This is a genomic window from Pseudomonas sp. WS 5071 (genome assembly GCF_012985765.1).
GTDB lineage: Bacteria > Pseudomonadota > Gammaproteobacteria > Pseudomonadales > Pseudomonadaceae > Aquipseudomonas > Aquipseudomonas lundensis_A.
The window spans coordinates 50,245-70,826 of record NZ_JAAQWY010000031.1 but is presented as its reverse complement, the minus strand read 5'-3'; the positions used below and the strand labels follow the sequence as shown (position 1 = coordinate 70,826).

The window sequence follows — 20,582 nt, the reverse complement described above, 5'->3', positions numbered from 1 at the left end:
TGGATGCGCAGCATGGTTTCCAGAGGATAGGGTTTTCTACCGCCGCCGGCCTTGGGGTAGAACGGTTCGATCAGCTCCAGCAGGCCTGCCCAGGGCACCACCTGATCCATTTCGGCGAGGAAGCGCTCTCGGCGGGTTTGCTTGCGCTTGCCGGCGTACTCAAAGTCGGAAAAGCTCATCTGGCTCATGGGCGGCTCGGATCAGGTGTTGCGGGGATTCTCGCATAACTGAAGGCTTGTTCGGAGATTCCCTAAACCTCCGAAGGTTACGGTTTCTAAACCCGTCACAAAACCGCCGTTCAAGCCTCCTGTGAGCCCACCCGTAAAACCCCCGGTTAAGCCCCCCGCTAAGCCACCGGCGAAACCCCCGGTTAAGCCGCCCGTTGAGCCGCCGGTGAAACCCCCGGTTAAGCCGCCCGTTGAGCCACCGGTAAAACCCCCGGTTAAGCCGCCCGTTGAGCCACCGGTGAAACCCCCGGTTAAGCCGCCCGTAACCAATCCGACAACCACGGGTGGTGGTCGAGGTCAGATCAGCGAAGCCCTGCAGTTCATTCTGGCGAATTTCGTTGCGCCCGCCGCTGTTGAGATCGTTGTCGATCAGGTCACCGGCAAGCGAACCGTAAAACACCCCGAAGGCAGTCAGCAAAATGCGGACGGTTCCGTCACTCATCCCGACGGCACTACTGTTATGCCTGATGGTTCTGTCAAGCATCCTGATGGCAGTACCACCAGAGCGGATGGTCTTTGGGTCTCGAAATCTGGCGATACGCTCGATAACGCTACAGGCATCTACACGTTTTCAACGGGCGAGTCTGTGCAGGGCGTTAAAAATAGCAGTGGTGAGTGGACGTTTCCGGATGGGAAAGGCTCGCAAGGTGATGAGAAGGGTTCTGGAGGCTCAGACACACTGCCTGAAGGCGCACATAAAAATGTTGATGGAAGTACTACCACGGCCGATGGCATTACGAAGTACCTGAATGGCGATAGCTTTAATGATAATACCGGTCTGTTTACGTATGCAGATGGCACCGTTGTTCAGGCGGTTAAAGACGCTGACGGTACGTGGGGGTATCCTGACGTCAAATAACGTCTATTTGAAGCAGGCCCTTTTTCTGTATTAACAAGGCTATATAAATAACAGCGATTACCTTTAGTGCGGGTTGATCTAACGGTGACGCTTTTGGATACTCGCCTTTAAAGTTGGCGAAGACTCCTTTCAGCGACTACTTTAAGATCTCCACGAGGCGTGAATAGCGGTGACGTCTCAGCTATTCACGCGTGCATTTGAGCATTCAGGGAGCGTTCTACATGAGGATTTATCAACGTTTTATCATGTTGTTAAAAGTCATGATGTTGCTGACAGTGAGCGCCTCAACTGCGTGGGCGAGCAATCCGCTGCAAGGTCAGGCCGTCGGATTTTCCGCAACGGGTGTCCCGGGACCTATGGTCAATGCAATTTACAAATCGGAATCCGAGCCGGGCGATCAAGGCCAGGGAGGTAGCGCGGGGGACGATGATCAGGTCGACGGGGATGATGACTCTGCCGATAGCGCCACGAATAATGGGGACGGCAAGACTGATCGCAAGGATGACGACAGTGCCGATCAAGGGAAGTCCAGCGAAGGTCAGTATTAGTCTCTCGTGCTTTCTACACAGGTATAAATGACGCGCCTGATCTACTCAGGCGCGTCTTTCATTCGCGCGTATTAATCAATGAACTGCTCAGCGTAATGGCACGCCACTTGGCGGTTATCCAGCAGGCGTAATGCCGGCTCGTCCGTGCTGCACAGCTCTGTGGCATACGGGCAGCGCTTGTGGAATGCGCAGCCTGAAGGGGGATTGAGCGGGTTGGGCAGTTCGCCAACTATCTTGATTTTCGGCTTCAGCGGATCGGGGTGAATGGTCGGGGTCGCTGACAGCAACGCTTGGGTGTAAGGGTGTAGCGGCCGAGTGTAGATCTCCTCTTTCGGTCCCATTTCCACCGGGCGGCCGAGGTACATCACCAACACTTGATCGGCTACGTGCCGCACCACTGCCAGGTTGTGCGAGATGAACACATAGGCTGTATTGAACTCTTGCTGCAAGTCCATGAACAGGTTGAGCACCTGGGCCTGAATCGATACGTCGAGGGCGGACGTCGGTTCATCAGCCACCAGTACCTTGGGTTGCAGCATCATGGCGCGGGCCAAAGCGATCCGCTGGCGTTGTCCGCCGGAGAACATGTGTGGGTAGCGCTGGTAGTGCTCCGGGCGCAACCCTACTTGCTTCATCATGGCCTGGACTTTCTCCCGACGTTCGCTGGCACTGAGCGAGGTGTTGATCAGCAACGGTTCAGCCAGCTGATCACCGATTTTCTGTCGTGGGTTGAGCGACGCGTACGGACTTTGGAACACCATCTGCACGTCTTTGCGCAGTTGTTTGCGTTCAGCTTTATTGGCCCCGGCAACTTCCTGGCCGGCAATCTTCAGCGAGCCGGACGATGGCTCTTCAATGAGTGTCAGCGCGCGCGCCAGGGTGGACTTGCCGCACCCGGACTCACCCACTACGGCTAGGGTTTTACCCGCTTCCAGTTCAAACGACACGCCATTGAGGGCGCGCACCAGTGCGTGCCCCTTGAACAGGCCACGGGACACTTCGTAATGACGGGTTAGGTCGCGGGCGGTAAGAACGACAGTCATTACGCCACCTCCTGATTCAAGGGGAAGAAGCAGCGCACCTGGCTGTTGGCTTTGGGCTCCAGCGCCGGGCGCTGTTGACGGCAGGTGTCCTGAACGTACGGGCAGCGCGGCGACAGCAGGCAGCCTTGTGGACGGTCATAGCGTCCCGGCACGATGCCCGGCAAGGTCGCCAGACGCGACGCACCCATGCTGTGTTCCGGAATGGCGGCCAGCAATGCCTCACTGTACGGGTGCGCGGGGACATCGAACAAACCCGGTACTTGACCGATTTCAACGGCCTGACCGGCATACATCACGCACACGCGCTGGGCGGTTTCAGCCACGACTGCCAAGTCGTGGGTGATTAACACCAGCCCCATGTCCTGCTCGCGTTGCAGGTTGAGCAGCAGGTCCATGATCTGTGCCTGAATGGTCACGTCGAGTGCAGTGGTCGGTTCGTCCGCAATCAGCAACTTGGGTTCGCCCGCAATGGCCATGGCGATTGCCACGCGCTGGCTCATGCCGCCGGACAATTGATGCGGGTAGGCGTCCATGCGGCTGGCAGCGCCGGGGATTTCGACTTTTTCCAACAGTTCGATGGCGCGCTTGCGCGCCGCTCTGCCGGACATTTTCAGGTGCAGGCGCAGCACTTCTTCGATTTGAAAGCCTACGGTGTAGCTGGGGTTCAATGCGGTCATTGGGTCCTGAAAGACCATGGCCATGTCTTTGCCGACAATTTGCCGCCGTTGACGGGGGCTCAGGGTCAGCATGTTCTTGCCGTCGAAGTTCAGCGCGTCGGCGGTGACGATGCCGGGGTGCTCGATCAATCCCATCAAGGCCATCATGGTCACGGACTTGCCGGAACCTGACTCGCCGACGATGGCCAGTACTTCGCCTTTATCCACAGACAGGCTCAACCCGTCGACCACCGGGACAGCCTTGGCGTCGCCAAAGCGGACGTTGAGATTCTTGATTTCTAACAGTGACATTGGAATCTCCTCAGGCGGCATTTTTGAGTTTCGGGTCAAGCGCATCGCGCAGGCCGTCGCCCATCAGGTTGATTGCCAGCACGCTGAGCAAAATGGTCAGGCCAGGCAGGCTGACGACCCACCAGGCGCGTTCGATGTAGTCGCGGGCCGAGGCCAACATGGTGCCCCACTCCGGGGTTGGCGGCTGTACGCCCAAGCCCAGAAAACCCAGTGCTGCGGCGTCGAGAATCGCCGAAGAGAAACTCAGGGTGGCCTGGACGATCAGGGGCGCCATGCAGTTTGGTAGTACCGTGATGAACATCAGGCGCGGCAGGCTGGCACCCGCCAGGCGGGCGGCAGTGACGTAGTCGCGGTTCAGTTCACCCATGACGGCTGCGCGGGTCAGTCGTACGTAAGAGGGCAACGACACCACGGCGATCGCGATCACGGTGTTGATCAGGCCAGGGCCGAGGATGGCGACAATTGCCACGGCCAGCAGCAGTGAAGGCAAGGCCAGCATGATGTCCATCAGGCGCATGATGCCGGGGCCAAGAAAGCGCGGAAAGAACCCGGCGAACAGGCCCAGGATCACGCCCGGAATCAGCGAGATCACCACGGACGACAGACCGATCAGCAGTGACAGGCGCGAGCCTTCGATCAGCCGCGATAGCAGGTCGCGGCCCAGTTCATCGGTCCCCAGCAGGAACTGCATGTGCCCGCCCTCAAGCCATGCTGGCGGGGTCAGCAAGAAATCGCGGTATTGCTCGCTCGGGTTATGGGGGGCAACCCATGGCGCAAAAATCGCGCAGAACACGATGATGCTCATGAAGATCAGTCCGGCCAAGGCGCCCTTATTGCGGGAAAACGCGTGCCAGAATTCTTTGTAAGGCGATGGATAAAGCAGGCTTTGATCCACGGCGGTAGCAGGGGTAGGTGTGCTCATGGTCATGATCTCAGCGCTGATGACGGATGCGTGGGTTGGCAAAGCCGTAGAGGATGTCCACCACGAAGTTGACCAGAATCACCAGGCAGGCGATTAACAGGATGCCGTTTTGCACCACGGGATAGTCCCGTGCGCCAATGGCTTCGATCAGCCATTTGCCGATGCCGGGCCACGAGAAGATGGTTTCGGTCAGTACGGCGCCCGCCAGCAGGGTGCCCACTTGCAGGCCGACCACGGTCAGTACCGGGATCAGCGCATTGCGCAGGCCGTGCACAAACACCACGCGCGCAGGCGACAGGCCCTTGGCACGGGCGGTACGAATGTAGTCTTCGCGCAGCACTTCGAGCATGGAGGAGCGCGTCATCCGGGCGATCACGGCCAGCGGAATGGTGCCCAGCACAATGGCGGGCAGGATCATGTGGTGCAACGCGTCCCAAAAAGCTTCGGGTTCGTCGCTGAGCAAGGTGTCGATCAACATGAAACCGGTTTTCGGCTCGATGTCGTAGAGCAGGTCGATACGCCCGGACACCGGGGTCCAGCCCAGGCTTACCGAGAAGAACATGATCAGGATCAGGCCCCACCAGAAAATCGGCATCGAATACCCCGCGAGGGAGATGCCCATCACCCCATGGTCAAACAACGAGCCTCGCTTCAACGCCGCGATAACCCCGGCCAGCAATCCGAGTATGCCGGCGAACAACAGCGCAGCCATCGACAGTTCAAGGGTGGCGGGGAACAGCGCGGTAAATTCGGTCCACACGCTTTCACGGGTTCTCAACGATTCGCCCAGATCGCCGTGGGCGAGCTTGGTCACGTAGTCGAAATATTGTTCATAGAGCGGCTTGTTCAGGCCAAGTCGCTCCATGGCCTGGGCATGCATCTCTGGATCGACCCGACGCTCGCCCATCATGACTTCGACCGGATCGCCGGGGATCATGCGAATCAGGGCGAAGGTCAGCAGGGTGATGCCGAAGAACGTAGGGATCAAAAGCCCTATTCGGCGGGCAATAAAACTAAACATCGCGTGGTGTACCTCATCAGCCGGTTAGGCAGGACCGCCAGGGTTCGGGTGAACGCTGGCGGGTGTTTTATTGTTCTACTTCGCCTGGGTAGTGGCAAAGTTGTTGTTCGTCAGCGGGCTAAGTACATAACCCTCGACGTTGTTGCGTCGGGCGGTAAAAAGCATGGGGTGTACGACGTTGATCCAGGGCTGGTCCTTATTAAAGAGCACCTGGGCCTGTTCATAGAATGCCGCCCGTTCAGCGGGTTCAGTGATGTTACGGGCTTTGGTGATCAGGGCTTCAAAGTCTTTGTTGCACCAGCGCGCGTAGTTTTCGCCATTTTTGGCAGCCTCGCAGCTGAGCAAAGGGGTCAGGAAATTATCCGGGTCGCCGTTGTCGCCCCCCCATCCAGTAGACACCAGGTCATGTTCGCCATTTTTGGCGCGCTTGAGCATCTCCCCCCATTCCATGACGCGAATGTCCAGTTTGATACCGATCTTTGCAAGGTCAGACTGCAGCAACTGAGCGCCCAGCATTGGATTGGGGTTGGTCGGGCCGCCGCCATTGCGGGTGAAGAGGGTGAACACGTGCCCCTCCGGTACTCCGGCTTCCTTGAGCAGCGCGCGGGCCTTATCCAGGTCGCGGGGCGGGTTTTGAATGGCGGTGTTGAACCCCAGCATGGTCGGCGGGTAGGGGTTGATGGCCGGGAGGGCGTTGCCTTTACCGTGTACGGAGTTGAGGTAGGTCTCTTTGTCGAAGGCCATGTCGATGGCTTTGCGTACGCGTACATCGTCGAGGTATTTGTGGCTGGTGTTCATGGCGATGTAACTGGTCATCAACGCTGCCATTTCGTCGACTTTCAGATTGGGATCTTTTTTGATATTGCCGACTTCATCCGGCTTGGGGTACAGCGCGATCTGGCACTCGTTGGCCTTGAGCTTTTGCTGGCGTACGTTGCTGTCGGTGGTGACGGCGAAGATCAGCACATCACTCGGGGGCTTACCGCGAAAGTAGTCAGGGTTGGCCTTGAAGCGGACCTGCGCGTCCTTGTTGTAACGCACAAAAATGAACGGGCCGGTGCCGATGGGTTTGCTGTTCAGCTCGCTGGTTTTGCCTGATTTGAGTAATTGATCGGCGTATTCGGCCGAATAGATCGAGTTGAACGGCATGGCGATGTCGCGCAGGAACGGTGACTCGGCGTGGTTAAGCGTGATTTTGACCGTCATGTCGTCGACTTTTTCGACGCGCTTGAGCAGGTTTTTAAACCCCATGCTTTCAAAGTAGGGATAGCCGACCAGCGACTTGTCGTGCCATGGGTGATTGGGGTCCAGCTGGCGCTGAAAGCTCCAGATCACGTCATCGGCGTTCAGGGTGCGGGTCGGCTTGAAGTAATCGGTGGTATGAAACTTGACGCCGGGGCGCAGGTAAAAGGTGTATTCCAGTCCGTCGGGGCTGATGTCCCAACGCTCTGCGAGGGCGGGCTCCACATCGGTGGTGCCGGGTTTGAAGTCTGCCAGACGATTGAGGATGGTTTCAGCCGAAGCGTCGGCAGTCACGGCAGTGGTGTACTGAACAATGTCGAAGCCTTCGGGACTGGCTTCAGTGCACACCACCAACGGTTTGGCTGAAACACTGACCGCGGTGCTGAACACTGCCACGGCAAGGGCTGTGCGTAGTGGAAGTCGTTTCATGGCAACCCTCTTCAATCGGTTGGGCCGCGTAGCGGCTATGCCCGGCATGTGAAGCCAGGCACGGCCACCGGGCGGTTAAAGGATGTTGAACGGAATGGTGGTAACCAGACGGAACTCGTTGATGTTGCCGTCAGCCTGGAACCGGCTGGCGCGGTGCGTGGTGTAGGTCGCGCGAATAGCCGTGGCTTTCAGGGGACCGCTTTGAATTGCATAGGACGTGCCAATGCTGTACTCGGAGTGGTCTTCGCCGTTCATGTTCTTCACGTCGTAAGCCGTGCCTTTGTACTTGGTGCCGTCGATGTCAAAGCCGCGTGCATGGTAGGCGTTGAACTTCAGGCCGGGGATGCCGTACTGCGCCATGTTGATGCTGTAGGCCAGTTGCACCGACTTCTCGTTCGGGCCGTTGAAGTCCGACAGCAAGGAGTTGGCCAGGTAGATGCCGTTGGTTTCATGCAGGTAGTCGAAGTATTCGTCGCCGATTACTTGCTGGTAGGACAGGGTCACAGTGTGCGCCTGATGGGTCAGGCCGAATGCCAGGCTGAAGGTGTCATTGTTGATCTCCCCCATTGCCTTGCTGCCCGTGTCCAGGGTCTTGTAGTAGTTGAAGTTGGTGTTCAAGCCCAGCACAGCGTTGTCGCCCAGGTCGTGTACGGCCCCGAAGTAGTACTGGTTCCAGAAGTCTTCGACATGGGTCGCGTACAGCGAGGTTTTCAGGCTTTTAAACGGCTGATAGTTGAGGCCGGCAACGCTGGCGCGGTCCGTTTCTACCCCGGCCGCGCCGTATTCACTGCGAAACTTCTTCAGGCCCTGTTCTGTACGGGGTGAAACGCGATCAAAAGAACCTGCGTCGAAGGACAGGTTGTTGAACTCTTCGCTGTGCAGGCCCACCCCCTGAAAGCTGGAGGGCAACGCGCGGTTGCCGATGACGTCGATTGTCGGGCTGCTGAAGTTCTGTCGACCCACCACCAGCGTGGTGTTGGAGATACGGGCCTTGACGTTGGCCAGTCCGAGTTTGCTCCACTGGCCAACGGCATCGCCATCACTGTGGGTCAGGGTGCGGTTGTTTTTACCCGCGATGTCGTTTACATCACGGTCCAGGGCGATCGCGTTGTAGGCCGCGACCTCGGTGCTGAAGCCGACGGTGCCTTGGGTGAACCCAGAGTTGTAATCCAGAATGGTGCCTTGCACCCAGTTGATACGGCGCGGCGTGGTTTTTTCGACGCCGTGGTCGTTGTACGTGAAACGGCCTTTGTTGCGCTTGAGTTCGTTGGCATACCAGTTGCGGGTGGTGCCGCTCAAGCTTTGACCTTCGATGAAACCGCTGGCTTCGCTTTGGCTGCTGGCACCGGTTTTCAATTCGGTGGGCACAAATGTCTGGCTGACGTCTTCGGCATTCGCCATCGCCGCAAGGCTGCTGATGGATAAGGCCAGTAACGCGCTGTTTGTGACTCTCATGGTTGAGGCTCCTCTGCTTCTTTTTTATTGCCGCTCTTTATGTGTTGAGCTGGCTGTTGTGGAACGAGTTAGCGCTTTGCAAACGTTTGCCAAGGTTAATTTGGCTACAGTGTTCTGCAGGCCGCCCCATGCGGCCTGGAGAAACTGACAAGAGTCGGGTGCGGGTTAGTCGGCGATGCTCACGCCGGAAAAAGCGTTACGGCCAAACGGGCTTACGGTGAAACCCTGAACCTTGGCGCTCAGCGGCTGGTTGACCGTGGAGTGGGCGATGGGTGTGATCGGCACTTGTTGCTTGAGCAACTGCTGGGCTTGTTTGTACAGCACGGTGCGCTGATCGCGGTCGGTGACGATTTTGGCGTTCTTGACCAGCGTGTCGTACTCCTTGTTGCACCACATGGAGTAGTTGTTGCCGCCAATCGCGTCGCAGTTATAAAGCGTGCCCAGCCAGTTGTCCGGGTCCCCATTGTCACCGGTCCAGCCAATCAGGCTGATGTCGTGCTCGCCATTTTTGGTGCGCTTGATGTACTCGCCCCATTCGTAGCTGACAATTTTGACCTTCAGCCCGATTTTGCCCCAATCCGATTGCAGCATCTCGGCCATCAGCTTGGCATTGGGGTTGTAGGGACGTTGCACCGGCATCGCCCACAGGGTGATTTCAGTGCCTTCCTTGACCCCGGCGGCCTTAAGCATTTCTTTGGCCTTTTCGGGGTTGTAGGGCGCGTCCTTAATGGTGTCGTCATACGACCACTGGGTTGGCGGCATGGCGTTGACCGCTTTTTGCCCTGCGCCTTGATACACGGCAGTCAGGATGCTGTCCTTGTTAACGGCCATGTCCAGCGCCTGACGCACTTCAAGCTGATCGAACGGCTTGTGCCTGACGTTGTAGGCAATGTAGCCAAGGTTAAAGCCGGGCTTTTCGATCACCTGCAATTTGGGGTCGCTTTTGAGGCTGGCGACATCCGCCGGGCGCGGATTCAGCGAGACCTGGCATTCGTTTTTACGCAGCTTTTGCATGCGCGCCGAGGCGTCGGTGTTGATCGAGAAAATCAGGTTGTCGAGCTTGACCTGGCTCGGGTCCCAATAGTCCTTGTTGGCTGCATACCGGATGTTCGAGTCTTTCTGGTAGCGCTGAAACACATAAGGGCCGGTGCCCACCGGTTTTTGATTGATGTCACTGGGTTTGCCGTTCTTGAGCAGTTGGTCCGCGTACTCAGCGGACAGAATTGCAGCAAAGCTCATGGCGATGTTCTGGATGAACGCTGCGTCGACCGAGTTGAGCGTGATCACCACAGTCATCGGGTCGGTCTTTTCAACGCGGGCGATGTTCTTGTCCAGGCTCATGCTGCTGAAGTAAGGAAACTCGGTGGGGTACGCTTTGCGAAAGGGATGTTCACGATCGAGCATGCGATTGAAGCTGAACAGCACGTCGTCTGCGTTGAAATCCCGGGTCGGCGTAAACCATTTGGTGGTATGGAATTTCACGCCGGGACGCAGGTGGAAGGTATAGGTCAGGCCGTCCTCTGAAATATCCCAGTGTGTTGCCAAGGCAGGTTCTGCTGCTGTTCCGCCTTTTTCAAATTCTGCGAGACGGTTGTAGATCGGTTCCGAGGCATCGTTGTCTGTGGCGGTGGTGTACTGCGCCGTGTCAAATCCGGCCGGACTGCCTTCAGAGCAAAACACCAAGCTGTTGGCTGCTTGCGCGATAGGGCTGCTGGCAAGCACGCCAGCGCTGAGTAGTGCGGATAAAACCATAAGGTTACGCATTGCGATCCCAATCCTTTTCTTGTTTTTGTGTCCTGAGTGAGCGCCTTCTACGGTCGCGGTGTTCTCAGGGCGTCGACGTCCTCGGCTACGGTTAGACCTGCGGTGCTTATCTACAGACTGTTCTGAAACCTTATGAGGTCTATGGACAGTCGTAAATGCGCCGGGCCTGACAGGAGCGTAGGAAAAGTCTCAGCGTCCTATAGCCTCTGCTGTAGTACAGAGTGGCTTCAGGATGAAGGGGATTTCCGCCGTCCTGGCAGATAAGACAGTGCGGCGGGTCAGCCACACTGTCCGGTCCTTTTTATTTGCTGATGCCAACACCGTAGAAGGACGTCAGGCCGAGCGGGCTGATTTTGAAGTCCTGGACGTTGCTGCGCATCGGTTGATACACCGTGGAGTGCGCGATAGGTGTCATCGGAACCTGCTCTTTGAGCAGGTGTTGCGCCTGTTTGTACAACCGGGTGCGCTCAGCCACATCGGTGGTGGACTTGGCTTGTTTGATTAACGTGTCGAACTCGGGGTTACACCATTTGGAGAAGTTGTTGCCATTAATGGCATCGCAACCAAACAGCGTGCCGAGCCAGTTGTCAGGGTCACCGTTATCACCGCTCCAGCCAATCAGCATGGCGCCGTTTTCACCGCCTTTGGAACGCTTGATGTACTCGCCCCATTCATAGGTCACGATCTTGGCTTTGATGCCCACTTTGTCCCAGTCCGACTGAAGCATTTCGGCCATCAGTTTTGCATTGGGGTTGTAAGGGCGCTGCACAGGCATGGCCCACAAAGTGATTTCCGTGCCGGGCTTGATCCCGGCTTCTTTGAGCAGTTCTTTGGCTTTTTCCGGGTTGTAGGGCGTGTCTTTGATGGTGTCGTCGTACGACCACTGCGTCGGCGGCATACCGTTGACAGCCAGTTGTCCAGCGCCCTGATACACCGAATCAATGATTTGCTGCTTGTTCACCGCCATGTCCAGCGCCTGACGGACTTTGAGCTGTGCCATCGGGTTGGGCTGGTCGCTGCCTTTGATTTTGTCCATTACGTTGTAGGCGATGTAACCCACGTTAAAGCCTGGCTTGTCTGGCATCTGCAGAGCCGAGTCTTCTTTAAGCGCCTTGAGGTCAGCCGGGCGCGGGTAGATCGTAACTTGGCATTCGTTCTTTTTCAGTTTTTGCATACGCACCGACGGGTCGGTGGTGATAGCAAAAATCAGGTTGTCAATTTTGACGTCTTCAGGCTTCCAGTAGTCCTTGTTACCGGTGTAACGGATATTGGAATCTTTCTGATAGCTCTTGAAGACAAAGGGCCCTGTGCCAATCGGTTTTTGATTGATGTCTGCGGGGCGGCCTTCTTTAAGCAGTTTGTCGGCATATTCCGCCGACCCGATGGACGCGAAGTGCATGGCCATGTTCTGAATGAACGCGGCGTCGACAGTGTTCAGCGTGAACCTGACCGTTTTGTCGTCAATTTTCTCGACTTTGGCGATGTTTTTATCCATGCCCATGTCGGTGAAGTAGGGGAACTCTGTGGGGTACGCCTTACGAAACGGCATGTCTTTATCGAGCATGCGGTTGAACGTGAAGAGCACGTCATCGGCGTTGAAGTCGCGGGTGGGCTTGAAGTAAGGCGTTGTATGGAATTTGACCCCGTCACGCAAATGGAAGGTGTAGGTCAGGTTATCGGGGGAAATGTCCCAGCTTGTCGCCAAGCCAGGCTCGACCTGGGTGCTGCCACGTTCGAATTGGCTCAGGCGGTTGAAAATGGTTTCGGCTGATGCATCGAAATCGGTCCCGGTGGTGTACTGGCCCGGGTCAAAACCGGCTGGGCTGCCTTCAGAGCAAAACACCAGATTGGTCGCTGCATGAGCGAAAGGTGCACTTGCCAGCAGGCTGGCGCCCACTAAAAACGGAATGACCGCGTGTTTGAACATGGTGGCCTCATGATTTTTGTCATTTTTGGTTTGAGGGCGACCTTGTGAGTCGACCCGGCGATACTTATGCACGGCCCATACCCAATGCAAGATGCGTTAACGGTTGAAACCTAAATACGTGGAACGATCGTACAGGAATGTCGCTTTTATATAACTTATGACGCATTTGATCGTTTGCGTCGGGTTTTTTGACGCATTTTGAAACGCCTTTAGGGATCCATGAAACTTCAATCGCACTGTTTTGAGTCGTGGGTGTTACTTATCTAGACTCTTGCGTTGAAAAGCTGTCAGTTAAAACTGGAGTCGCACGAGGGCTTTTTCTTTTGTTTGTGTGAGATTTTGGAGTAGGAGATTTCGCAGGCATTAAAAAGCCCCTGAGACGTTGTCACCTCAGGGGCTTATGCGCTTCGGCGTGGGCGCTTATTGCATTTGCACTTCAATCACGCCGTCGGCACTCATGCTGACTTCACTGGTGCCGGCTTCGATTTCCGGCGTCGGTGCCGATTCCATATCGGCGGCTGCGGCTTTCATCATCATCGGGCTGCGCAGGAATGGCTGCGGGTAGCCGTTGCTGTTGAGGTTCAAGCTAACAATTTTGTACCCTTTCCCGCCCAACGCGTCGGTCGCCAGTTGGGCGCGAGCCTTAAAGGCGTTCACGGCGTCTTTAAGCAGAGCATCTTCGCTGGTTTTGCGAGCTGCGTTACCGACCGCGAACTGCATGTTACCCATCTTCAGGGTTTGCATCAGATCGCCGGTGAGCTTGGACAGGGCTGCGAAATCCGAACTTTCCAGGCGCAACTCGGCGCGCTCACGCCATCCCGTAATTTTCTGCGATTTGTTGTCGTAGACCGGGTAGCTGTTACGGCTGCCCTGACGCAGCGTGACGTCCTTGACCTGCTTGGCCTGACCGATGGCTTTGTTCATCGCAGTGGTGATTTCGGCGGCCAGCTTGGCGGCGTCTGCGTTTTGAGCCTCGGTGTACAACGTGACAATCATCAAATCCCGCGCAACTTCCTGGCTCGCTTCAGCGCGCAGTGAGACCTGGTTGTAATGCAAGTCATCGGCGGCCAGTGCGGGCAGGCTGGCAAATGCGCCCAGGCTCAGGGTCAAAAGGGCAGCAGTGCGTGGGAACGTAGACATGGAGGCTCCTTGAATGAGATCGACAAGCAGGGGTGTCCCTGCCTGTGTCTGAACCATAAGACTGTAGAAAGTTAATTTCAGTTCGCCCGCTTACATTTTCAATACATATACGGCCTGTCGCGACTCAGACGATAGAGCGCATGTGCATGAGGAAGCATGGGTAGCTGTTATTGATAAAAAAACACTGTGGCCCATTGCCGCACTTTTGCCTGCGGAGCCGTCAGCTTGGTTATACTCCCGGCGATCCGCCTGGAGCGCTCATCAGGAGAGCTCATGCTCGCCCCCGTACAGTTAATGTCTGCTGCCCGTCAGAACCTCTGGCGCCTAACGATTATCCGCACTCTGGTCCTCGCTGCCCAAGCGGGATCGGTGGGGATCGCCTACCTGTTTGATTTGTTGCCGCTGCCCTGGTTTCAGCTGTGCATAACCCTCGGGTGCTCGATGTTGTTGTGCGCGTTTACTGCCATCCGCTTGCGCACCACCTGGCCGGTCACTGAGCTGGAATATGCGCTGCAACTGACGTGCGACCTGTTTATCCACAGTGCACTGCTGTATTTCTCGGGTGGTTCGACTAACCCGTTTGTGTCGTATTATCTGGTGCCTTTGACCATTGCTGCCGTGACGCTGCCATGGCGTTTCTCGGTGGCGTTGTCCGGGATCGCGCTGGCGCTCTACACGCTACTGCTGGTGCAGTCTTATCCGCTGGATACGGGCGCGTTCTTTCGCGAAAAGTTGCAGATCTACGGGATGTGGCTGAGTTTTGCGCTGTCGGCAGCCGTTATTACTTTCTTTGCTGCACGCATGGCCGAAGAGCTGCGACGTCAAGAAGAGTTACGGGCGTTGCGTCGTGAAGAAGGGTTACGCGATAAACAACTGCTGGCTGTGGCGACCCAGGCAGCGGGCGCGGCCCACGAGTTGGGTACGCCTTTGTCGACCATGAGCGTACTGCTTAAGGAAATGCGACGCGAACACCCGGATCCCGAATTGCAGGATGACCTGAGCGTGCTGCAAGACCAGGTCAAATTGTGCAAGGAAACCCTGCAACAACTGGTGCGTGCAGCAGAAGCCAATCGTCGGTTGGCGGTTGAGGTTCAAGACGTCACGCAGTGGCTGGACGAAGCTTTGAACCGTTGGCATTTGATGCGCCCTGAAGCGACTTATCGCTTCAAGTGCCTGGGACATGCGCCCGTACCGCGCCTGGCGCCACCGCCTGATTTGACTCAGGCATTGCTTAACCTGTTGAACAATGCAGCCGATGCCTGCCCCGAAGGGCTCGAAGTCACGGTGGACTGGGATGCCGTGGACCTGACGATCAGTATCCGCGACCACGGTGCAGGTGTACCGTTGGCGATCGCCGAGCAAATTGGCAAACCTTTTTTTACCACCAAAGGCAAAGGTTTCGGCCTGGGCCTATTCTTGAGCAAAGCCAGCGTGACACGCGCTGGCGGCTCGGTAAAACTCTACAGTCATGAGGATGGCGGTACGCTCACCGAGCTGCGCCTGCCTCGTGTCGCCCGAGGAAACGAAAATGAGTGAAGAAATCCAGGTCGAAGGCGAAGAACTGCCGCATCTGTTGTTGGTGGATGATGACGCAACGTTTACCCGTGTGATGGCACGCGCCATGAGTCGACGCGGTTTCCGTGTCAGTACGGCGGGCTCTGCGGAGGAAGGATTGGAGCTGGCGAAGCACGATCTGCCTGATTATGCTGCGCTGGATTTGAAAATGGACGGCGATTCGGGGCTGGTACTGCTGCCCAAATTGCTTGAGCTTGATCCCGAAATGCGGGTCGTGATCCTCACCGGTTATTCCAGCATTGCCACTGCCGTCGAAGCCATCAAGCGCGGTGCCTGCAACTACCTGTGCAAACCTGCAGATGCCGATGACGTACTGGCTGCGTTGTTGACCCAACATGCCGATCTGGATGCACTGGTGCCAGACAACCCCATGTCGGTAGACCGCCTGCAATGGGAGCATATCCAGCGCGTATTGGGCGAGCATGAAGGCAATATTTCGGCCACCGCCCGTGCCTTGGGCATGCACCGCCGCACTTTGCAGCGCAAATTACAGAAGCGTCCGGTACGACGCTGAGCCGAGCGATTTTAACTGAAGCGCCGGCCGTACTGGCCGGTTTGTCAGTTGGGCTCTGCGCTCGCGCTCGTTAGTCTTGGCCATGTGCATGCTAGAGTGCTGGCTTCGACTCCCGGAGCACGTCATGAGCCGTTTACTGCGTTACGTCGCACCTTTTCTAATGCTGGTCAGCCTGCCTTTGGCTGCTGCACCTGCGGCACCTCCCCTTTTGCACTCGCAGTTTTTGCCTGCGGATGACTTGCAATTGCGCGCCGAAAAACCTGAGCAGCAGCAGTTGATGCTGGTGACGTCCTATTCGGTGGTCGTGGGCAGTCAACGTCAGTCCAATCAACAGCCGATTCCCGTGACCTCGCCACTGTTTATCCGCTTGAAAGGCAAGCCGATGAGCCAGGGAGCAACGGTGCGCGAGGTGTTGATCTCGTTTGACGGGGAAAGCAAAAGCCTGAAAAAACCCGTATTCGACAGTAAGACCAGAACCCTGACGCTCTCCTACCCCGTTGCGCAGTATCGCGTGGTGATGGACCTTTTGCGCAACGACACGGTGTATTGCCAATTTTTGACCTATGCCAATGGCCATATCTGGGCCGACTTGCACACCGGCAGCGTGCGCGCACGTTGAGCCTTGGGTAAACTGCGGGCCCCGTGAAGTATCAGCAAGCTGGAGTCGGACATGCGTAAAGACAAGAAACAGTTGATTGGCGATGAGATCGGCGATGAGCAGATCAAGTTGTTCCTGGACTTCGAGCCCGTGGACGCGACATCTCCCTCGCTGCACAAATTGATCAAGGCCTATCGCGGATTGCGCATCGACGATTTCGAGCGTTTTCTGACGTTCTTCAAGCAAGCCGGGTATGACCTTGATGGCAAGGACGAGCATGGCCAGACCTTCGTGGATTTGATCAAGGATCAGCGCAACGCTGCCGAGTACATCGAACTGATCGCCAACGCCCGCGGTTGATCTGCCCCCTGATGTCGCGGCCTCCCAGGCTGCGACGACGCACGCTTCACTCAATACAGATCTGTCTTACAGCCTGCGTGTTAATGACGACGGGGCACTTTTTCGTGGGCGGTTAATACTCAGGTCGACAGCCAGTCTGTCCACTGTTCATCAGGATGATGAGCGGTGCAAAAAAATTGAAAGGATTTCAACGTTGAAAGCAATAAAACGTTTTATCACTCGCTTGCTGCTGGGTCTGGGATTAAGTGTCATGGGCGCGCCAGCAATGGCTGTTGATAAGGTGCTGGAGGTCGAGATTCATAATGCGACCACTGCGCCGATTGCGCCGGGAGAGGGGTTTTCATGGCTGGAAAGCCCCCAGAATGCAGGTCATGACTTTGTTGTTGAGCCGGGCGGCAGCCAGGAGCTGACGTACTATATGCCGCAAGCGCGCGGTAGCGAGTCGTTCAGTTATCAACAGGGCGAGCGGGAGTGCGCCTTCAGCTTCAGCCATCTCACCCCAGCCAATACCAGGGTCAATCGTCAGGTCAACGCCCGCTCCACCGGGTAAATGCTGAGCCGCTGTCGCGCAGAGTTGATTCCGGTGATAGACGATGATGACTTTGTGAGCAATGGCGGAACGCGTGTGCTGTTCACTATGGGGCAGTGATTTAACACTTGTGCGCTATTTGAGTGCAAAAAAAGCCCTCACCCCAGAAAGGGTGAGGGCGCTAGCGTGACGTTGAAACCCGAAGGCCGCGTTACGCGATGCTGGTGTTCGGCGCTACCAGCTCCAGTAGTTCAGAGTTGCGAGTACTGATTTCACGGTAAAGCTCGGCGTCTGTTTCAAGGACCTTTTCCCGTGCCGGGAAGATTTCCTTGAGTTTGGTAGCCCATTCGCCCGTGGTTTTTTGCGCGAAGCAACGTTCGATCAGGTCCAGCATGATCGACACGGTCACCGATGCGCCCGGAGACGCACCCAGCAATGCAGCCAGCGAACCGTCTTTGGCAGCGACCAGCTCAGTGCCGAATTGCAGCACACCGCCTTTTTTCGGGTCTTTCTTGATGATCTGAACCCGTTGGCCCGCGATCTCAAGACGCCAGTCTTCAGCTTTGGCCTGCGGATAGAACCTGCGCAAAGATTCCAGGCGCTGTTCCATCGACTGCCGCACTTCGCTGACCAGGTATTTGGTCAGGTCCATGTTGTCGCGCGCAACAGCGAGCATCGGCCCGATGTTGCCCAAACGAATCGACATTGGCAGATCAAGGAACGAGCCGTGCTTCAGGAACTTGGTGGTAAAGCCAGCATAAGGTCCGAACAGCAGGGATTTTTTGCCGTCCACGACACGGGTGTCCAAGTGCGGAACCGACATCGGTGGCGAACCTACTGCGGCCTGGCTGTACACCTTGGCCTGATGGTGCTTGACCACTTCCGGGTTGTCGCAACGCAGCCATTGGCCGCTGACCGGGAAGCCGCCGTAACCTTTGCTTTCTTCAATGCCCGAAGCTTGCAGCAGTGGCAAGGCGGCACCGCCCGCGCCCAGGAATACGAACTTGGCATCAATATGACGCGTGTTGCCGCTATTGATGTCCTTGACGCTGACCGTCCAGCCGCTGCCATTGCGCTTGAGGCCAGTAACTTTTTTGCTGTATTTGATTTGCGTGTCGGGAGCGCTGGCCAGATGCTTGAGCAACTGCTTGGTCAGGGCGCCGAAGTTAACGTCTGTACCGTGCATCACACGGGTTGCCGAAATGACTTCATCAGCCGGGCGGCCAGGCATCATCAGCGGCATCCACTCGGCCATCGTGGCTTTGTCTTCGGTGTATTCCATGTCCGCAAACGCATGGTGCTTGCTCAGCACGTCAAAGCGTTTTTTCAGGAAAGACACACCTTTTTCGCCTTGCACAAAGCTCAGGTGAGGCACCGGGCTAATGAAGGATTTGCAGGAGCCGAACGTGCCCTGTTGCGCCAGGTAGGCCCAGAACTGTTTCGAGACTTCGAACTGTGCATTGATGTGCACAGCTTTTTTGATGTCGATCGAACCATCGGCCGCCTGCGGTGTGTAGTTCAACTCGCACAGCCCAGCATGGCCGGTACCTGCGTTGTTCCACGGGTTGGAACTCTCCGCAGCACCTGAGTCCATTTGCTCTACTACTTCCAGCGAAATACCGGGGTCGAGCTCTTTGAGCAGTACGGCGAGGGTGGCACTCATGATGCCCGCTCCAACCAGTACTACGTCGACTGCTTCGTTATGCGCCATTAACGCGTCTCCAAAATCTACGGCACCAAATTGACGGCATAGCTGCCAGGTGGTCCGAGGCGTGGATCAGGTGGAGCCTCGGGTCACGCGTGGCCAGGATCGCCATGTCCGATTCATCGCAATTGCTTGCTGCTTCAGCGGACGCCACCAACCGGGCCTTGAAGGTTCATATGAACGCACTTCATAGGGCGGGAGGCAATTCGACTTAAGGTCAAGAGCGTCCGTTTGGGCAACCAAATCCGTAAGCGGACAGGCTTCAGTCGTGTGCGGTAAAGCTGACTTCAGACCTGCTGGATGGGGCAGTAACAGACGCTAATGGTGCATATTCAGACGCAAAACTTTTCATTTGCTCGCCACACTCTTGTGAAGTTGTGAAAACCCGTTTTTTTTCACGCTCTTTTGAAGACGTGAACCTCAAAAAAGGGCTGCCGCATGCCTGGCACCAAACCCGTGGACGACCTGCAAAGCAGGTGTGGCATAGCGGGCGAACAACGCAGGGGCCGAGCAACATGGCAGCTCTGCAGACTGTTAAGAGGTGGTGGTTTGCATGAAAAAAAGCAAGCGCCAGCGCTACACAGTCTGTGTGGGCGGCTCTCTGTGGGCGATTTTGGTGTGCTGATACCTGCGTATCAACGGTGTTGCGGGGCCCGATCAGGAGACGTCCTTATAATCGGGGGGAGATTGTAGCGAAGAAACGTCGGCAATTGATCCTGTTAAATGACTTTTATTGGTGATTGGGTCAAATCCCCAACAGCGGTTGCACCCTTGAGTGCGTCGCAGGTGAGCTGACGCGGGCGTCAGGCGGTAATACCTGGTGCAACCAGTTAAGGCGAATTTCTGAAATTTCGACCCAGCCATAGCCGACCGGCGGTTGCGCACATTGTCTAAAAGCCCGGCAGCGGCCGCTGTTGTCCAGACGCGCAAAGCTGCGATGGGGGCGGGTGGCGCTCAACAACGACTTTAACCAGTTCATGGCAAACACCTCTTCAGTGAGTGACCTGACAATGCCACGCTGGCGTGACGCACTGATGTATTGCACGTGACAGCCGGGTGACAGCAAGCGGCTGGTTTGCAGGACGGTCGCCCCGCTATACTGGCGGCCAGTTTGACTTTGCCCTGGAGAGATGAGCATGTTGCAACGCCTGTTGTTCGGTTTGATCACTGTGACCAGTTTGACGCTGGTCGGCTGCGCCCACAGCCCGCAACAACTCAGCCCGCAACCCAAGCTGACCACGCAGCTGACGCCCGTTGGCCGCGGCCAGCCGGTGGTCGTCCGTGTGGTTGACGGTCGTCCCTCGCCAACCCTGGGCACCCGGGGTGGCATGTACCCTGAAACCAGCGCTATTAGTGTGAGCAGCGCGGACCTGATCCCCAAACTGCAAGCCCAGGCTGAAGCTGCGGTACGCCTGCTGGGTTACACCCCGACGACCCATGCGATGAATGCCCCGCAGTTGACCGTGACCCTGGCGGAGCTGAAGTACCAGTCGCCGAAAGATTCCATGTACGTGACTGAAGCGACCATTGGCGCCACATTCCGTTCTGATGTTAAGAACGGCGGCCGTACTTACAGCGGTCGGTATGGTGCGTCCCTGGATCAGCGCTTCGGTATGGCGCCCAATCAGGAAACCAACACCAAGCTGGTCAGCGACGTGTTGAGCGATGCTTTGACCCGCGTGTTCAAAGACCCATCAGTGGGGCGTTTGCTGGGCGAGTAACGGTATAAAGCAAAAAGCCTGAACTCGATGAGTTC

20 protein-coding genes are annotated in these 20,582 nt (G+C 56.6%); 8 read left to right on the top strand and 12 right to left on the bottom strand.

Going from position 1 to position 20,582, the window contains the following annotated elements; translation table 11 throughout:
- On the bottom strand, window positions 1-188 hold a 188-nt coding region (locus HBN61_RS18225), incomplete at its 3' end, for a transposase (RefSeq protein WP_524539063.1).
- Between the two features lie 277 nt (window positions 189-465).
- Between HBN61_RS18225 and HBN61_RS18220 the strand changes: the two genes are divergently transcribed.
- Both HBN61_RS18220 and HBN61_RS18215 read left to right on the top strand, forming a co-directional pair.
- Complete coding sequence (locus HBN61_RS18220; RefSeq protein WP_170047486.1) at window positions 466-1,086, top strand: hypothetical protein; 621 nt, start codon at window positions 466-468, stop codon at window positions 1,084-1,086.
- Between the two features lie 221 nt (window positions 1,087-1,307).
- Window positions 1,308-1,634 carry a hypothetical protein gene (locus tag HBN61_RS18215; RefSeq protein WP_094993009.1) on the top strand — a complete coding sequence of 109 codons (327 nt, stop codon included), beginning with the start codon at window positions 1,308-1,310 and terminating at the stop codon, window positions 1,632-1,634.
- A gap of 71 nt (window positions 1,635-1,705) precedes the next feature.
- Here HBN61_RS18215 and HBN61_RS18210 read toward each other — a convergent pair whose 3' ends face one another.
- The 9 genes from HBN61_RS18210 to HBN61_RS18170 all read right to left on the bottom strand — a co-directional run bounded on the left by HBN61_RS18210 (window position 1,706) and on the right by HBN61_RS18170 (window position 13,545).
- Window positions 1,706-2,677, bottom strand: coding sequence for a peptide ABC transporter ATP-binding protein (locus HBN61_RS18210; RefSeq protein ID WP_094993010.1), 972 nt, complete (start codon window positions 2,675-2,677; stop codon window positions 1,706-1,708).
- On the bottom strand, window positions 2,677-3,645 hold the full coding sequence (locus HBN61_RS18205) for an ABC transporter ATP-binding protein (RefSeq protein WP_094993011.1): 969 nt from the start codon (window positions 3,643-3,645) through the stop codon (window positions 2,677-2,679). Before HBN61_RS18205 ends, HBN61_RS18210 begins: the two co-directional genes overlap by 1 nt.
- Window positions 3,646-3,655: 10 nt before the next feature.
- Window positions 3,656-4,567, bottom strand: coding sequence for an ABC transporter permease subunit (locus HBN61_RS18200; RefSeq protein ID WP_170047485.1), 912 nt, complete (start codon window positions 4,565-4,567; stop codon window positions 3,656-3,658).
- A 10-nt stretch (window positions 4,568-4,577) separates the two neighbouring features.
- Window positions 4,578-5,588 carry an ABC transporter permease subunit gene (locus HBN61_RS18195; protein ID WP_094993013.1) on the bottom strand — a complete coding sequence of 337 codons (1,011 nt, stop codon included), beginning with the start codon at window positions 5,586-5,588 and terminating at the stop codon, window positions 4,578-4,580.
- Between the two features lie 75 nt (window positions 5,589-5,663).
- On the bottom strand, window positions 5,664-7,259 hold the full coding sequence (locus HBN61_RS18190) for an ABC transporter substrate-binding protein (protein ID WP_170047483.1): 1,596 nt from the start codon (window positions 7,257-7,259) through the stop codon (window positions 5,664-5,666).
- A gap of 75 nt (window positions 7,260-7,334) precedes the next feature.
- On the bottom strand, window positions 7,335-8,714 hold the full coding sequence (locus HBN61_RS18185) for an OprD family porin (protein WP_170047481.1): 1,380 nt from the start codon (window positions 8,712-8,714) through the stop codon (window positions 7,335-7,337).
- Window positions 8,715-8,879: 165 nt separating this feature from the next.
- Window positions 8,880-10,478 carry an ABC transporter substrate-binding protein gene (locus tag HBN61_RS18180; protein WP_170047479.1) on the bottom strand — a complete coding sequence of 533 codons (1,599 nt, stop codon included), beginning with the start codon at window positions 10,476-10,478 and terminating at the stop codon, window positions 8,880-8,882.
- Between the two features lie 301 nt (window positions 10,479-10,779).
- Window positions 10,780-12,405: an ABC transporter substrate-binding protein gene (locus tag HBN61_RS18175; protein ID WP_170047478.1), complete on the bottom strand. Its 1,626-nt coding sequence runs from the start codon at window positions 12,403-12,405 to the stop codon at window positions 10,780-10,782.
- Between the two features lie 420 nt (window positions 12,406-12,825).
- Window positions 12,826-13,545, bottom strand: a complete 720-nt coding sequence (locus HBN61_RS18170; RefSeq protein WP_094993017.1) for an SIMPL domain-containing protein — start codon at window positions 13,543-13,545, stop codon at window positions 12,826-12,828.
- A 273-nt stretch (window positions 13,546-13,818) separates the two neighbouring features.
- Between HBN61_RS18170 and HBN61_RS18165 the strand changes: the two genes are divergently transcribed.
- From HBN61_RS18165 to HBN61_RS18145, 5 genes are all read left to right on the top strand, one after another.
- Entirely contained in the window at window positions 13,819-15,081 is a 1,263-nt protein-coding gene (locus tag HBN61_RS18165) for an ATP-binding protein (protein WP_094993018.1), read from the top strand.
- Window positions 15,074-15,634, top strand: a complete 561-nt coding sequence (locus tag HBN61_RS18160) for a response regulator transcription factor (protein WP_094993019.1) — start codon at window positions 15,074-15,076, stop codon at window positions 15,632-15,634. The genes HBN61_RS18165 and HBN61_RS18160 overlap by 8 nt, the downstream gene beginning before the upstream one ends.
- 124 nt (window positions 15,635-15,758) lie before the next feature.
- A complete protein-coding gene (locus tag HBN61_RS18155; RefSeq protein ID WP_169963069.1) occupies window positions 15,759-16,253 on the top strand; it encodes a hypothetical protein in 495 nt (164 codons plus the stop codon).
- Window positions 16,254-16,304: 51 nt separating this feature from the next.
- Complete coding sequence (locus HBN61_RS18150) at window positions 16,305-16,592, top strand: PA4642 family protein (protein WP_169963071.1); 288 nt, start codon at window positions 16,305-16,307, stop codon at window positions 16,590-16,592.
- A gap of 193 nt (window positions 16,593-16,785) precedes the next feature.
- On the top strand, window positions 16,786-17,142 hold the full coding sequence (locus HBN61_RS18145) for a hypothetical protein (RefSeq protein WP_262498803.1): 357 nt from the start codon (window positions 16,786-16,788) through the stop codon (window positions 17,140-17,142).
- Between the two features lie 190 nt (window positions 17,143-17,332).
- Here the strand turns inward: HBN61_RS18145 and mqo are convergent, their stop codons facing one another.
- Window positions 17,333-18,832, bottom strand: coding sequence for a malate dehydrogenase (quinone) (gene mqo, locus HBN61_RS18140; protein WP_170047476.1), 1,500 nt, complete (start codon window positions 18,830-18,832; stop codon window positions 17,333-17,335).
- A 739-nt stretch (window positions 18,833-19,571) separates the two neighbouring features.
- Window positions 19,572-19,805, bottom strand: a complete 234-nt coding sequence (locus HBN61_RS18135; RefSeq protein ID WP_170047492.1) for a hypothetical protein — start codon at window positions 19,803-19,805, stop codon at window positions 19,572-19,574.
- A gap of 157 nt (window positions 19,806-19,962) precedes the next feature.
- Between HBN61_RS18135 and HBN61_RS18130 the strand changes: the two genes are divergently transcribed.
- Entirely contained in the window at window positions 19,963-20,547 is a 585-nt protein-coding gene (locus HBN61_RS18130) for a YajG family lipoprotein (protein WP_094993023.1), read from the top strand.
- The last annotated feature ends 35 nt before the right edge of the window (window positions 20,548-20,582 follow it).

Excerpts from the sequence above, each read along its gene's own strand:
- HBN61_RS18155 (WP_169963069.1), top strand. The coding sequence starts at position 15,759 with ATGAGCCGTTTACTGCGTTACGTCGCACCTTTTCTAATGCTGGTCAGC.
- HBN61_RS18210 (WP_094993010.1), bottom strand. The coding sequence starts at position 2,677 with ATGACTGTCGTTCTTACCGCCCGCGACCTAACCCGTCATTACGAAGTG.
- HBN61_RS18175 (WP_170047478.1), bottom strand. The coding sequence starts at position 12,405 with ATGTTCAAACACGCGGTCATTCCGTTTTTAGTGGGCGCCAGCCTGCTG.
- HBN61_RS18190 (WP_170047483.1), bottom strand. The coding sequence starts at position 7,259 with ATGAAACGACTTCCACTACGCACAGCCCTTGCCGTGGCAGTGTTCAGC.
- HBN61_RS18170 (WP_094993017.1), bottom strand. The coding sequence starts at position 13,545 with ATGTCTACGTTCCCACGCACTGCTGCCCTTTTGACCCTGAGCCTGGGC.
- HBN61_RS18205 (WP_094993011.1), bottom strand. The coding sequence starts at position 3,645 with ATGTCACTGTTAGAAATCAAGAATCTCAACGTCCGCTTTGGCGACGCC.
- HBN61_RS18165 (WP_094993018.1), top strand. The coding sequence starts at position 13,819 with ATGCTCGCCCCCGTACAGTTAATGTCTGCTGCCCGTCAGAACCTCTGG.
- HBN61_RS18215 (WP_094993009.1), top strand. The coding sequence starts at position 1,308 with ATGAGGATTTATCAACGTTTTATCATGTTGTTAAAAGTCATGATGTTG.
- mqo (WP_170047476.1), bottom strand. The coding sequence starts at position 18,832 with ATGGCGCATAACGAAGCAGTCGACGTAGTACTGGTTGGAGCGGGCATC.
- HBN61_RS18185 (WP_170047481.1), bottom strand. The coding sequence starts at position 8,714 with ATGAGAGTCACAAACAGCGCGTTACTGGCCTTATCCATCAGCAGCCTT.
- HBN61_RS18180 (WP_170047479.1), bottom strand. The coding sequence starts at position 10,478 with ATGCGTAACCTTATGGTTTTATCCGCACTACTCAGCGCTGGCGTGCTT.
- HBN61_RS18160 (WP_094993019.1), top strand. The coding sequence starts at position 15,074 with ATGAGTGAAGAAATCCAGGTCGAAGGCGAAGAACTGCCGCATCTGTTG.
- HBN61_RS18150 (WP_169963071.1), top strand. The coding sequence starts at position 16,305 with ATGCGTAAAGACAAGAAACAGTTGATTGGCGATGAGATCGGCGATGAG.
- HBN61_RS18135 (WP_170047492.1), bottom strand. The coding sequence starts at position 19,805 with ATGAACTGGTTAAAGTCGTTGTTGAGCGCCACCCGCCCCCATCGCAGC.
- HBN61_RS18195 (WP_094993013.1), bottom strand. The coding sequence starts at position 5,588 with ATGTTTAGTTTTATTGCCCGCCGAATAGGGCTTTTGATCCCTACGTTC.
- HBN61_RS18200 (WP_170047485.1), bottom strand. The coding sequence starts at position 4,567 with ATGAGCACACCTACCCCTGCTACCGCCGTGGATCAAAGCCTGCTTTAT.
- HBN61_RS18130 (WP_094993023.1), top strand. The coding sequence starts at position 19,963 with ATGTTGCAACGCCTGTTGTTCGGTTTGATCACTGTGACCAGTTTGACG.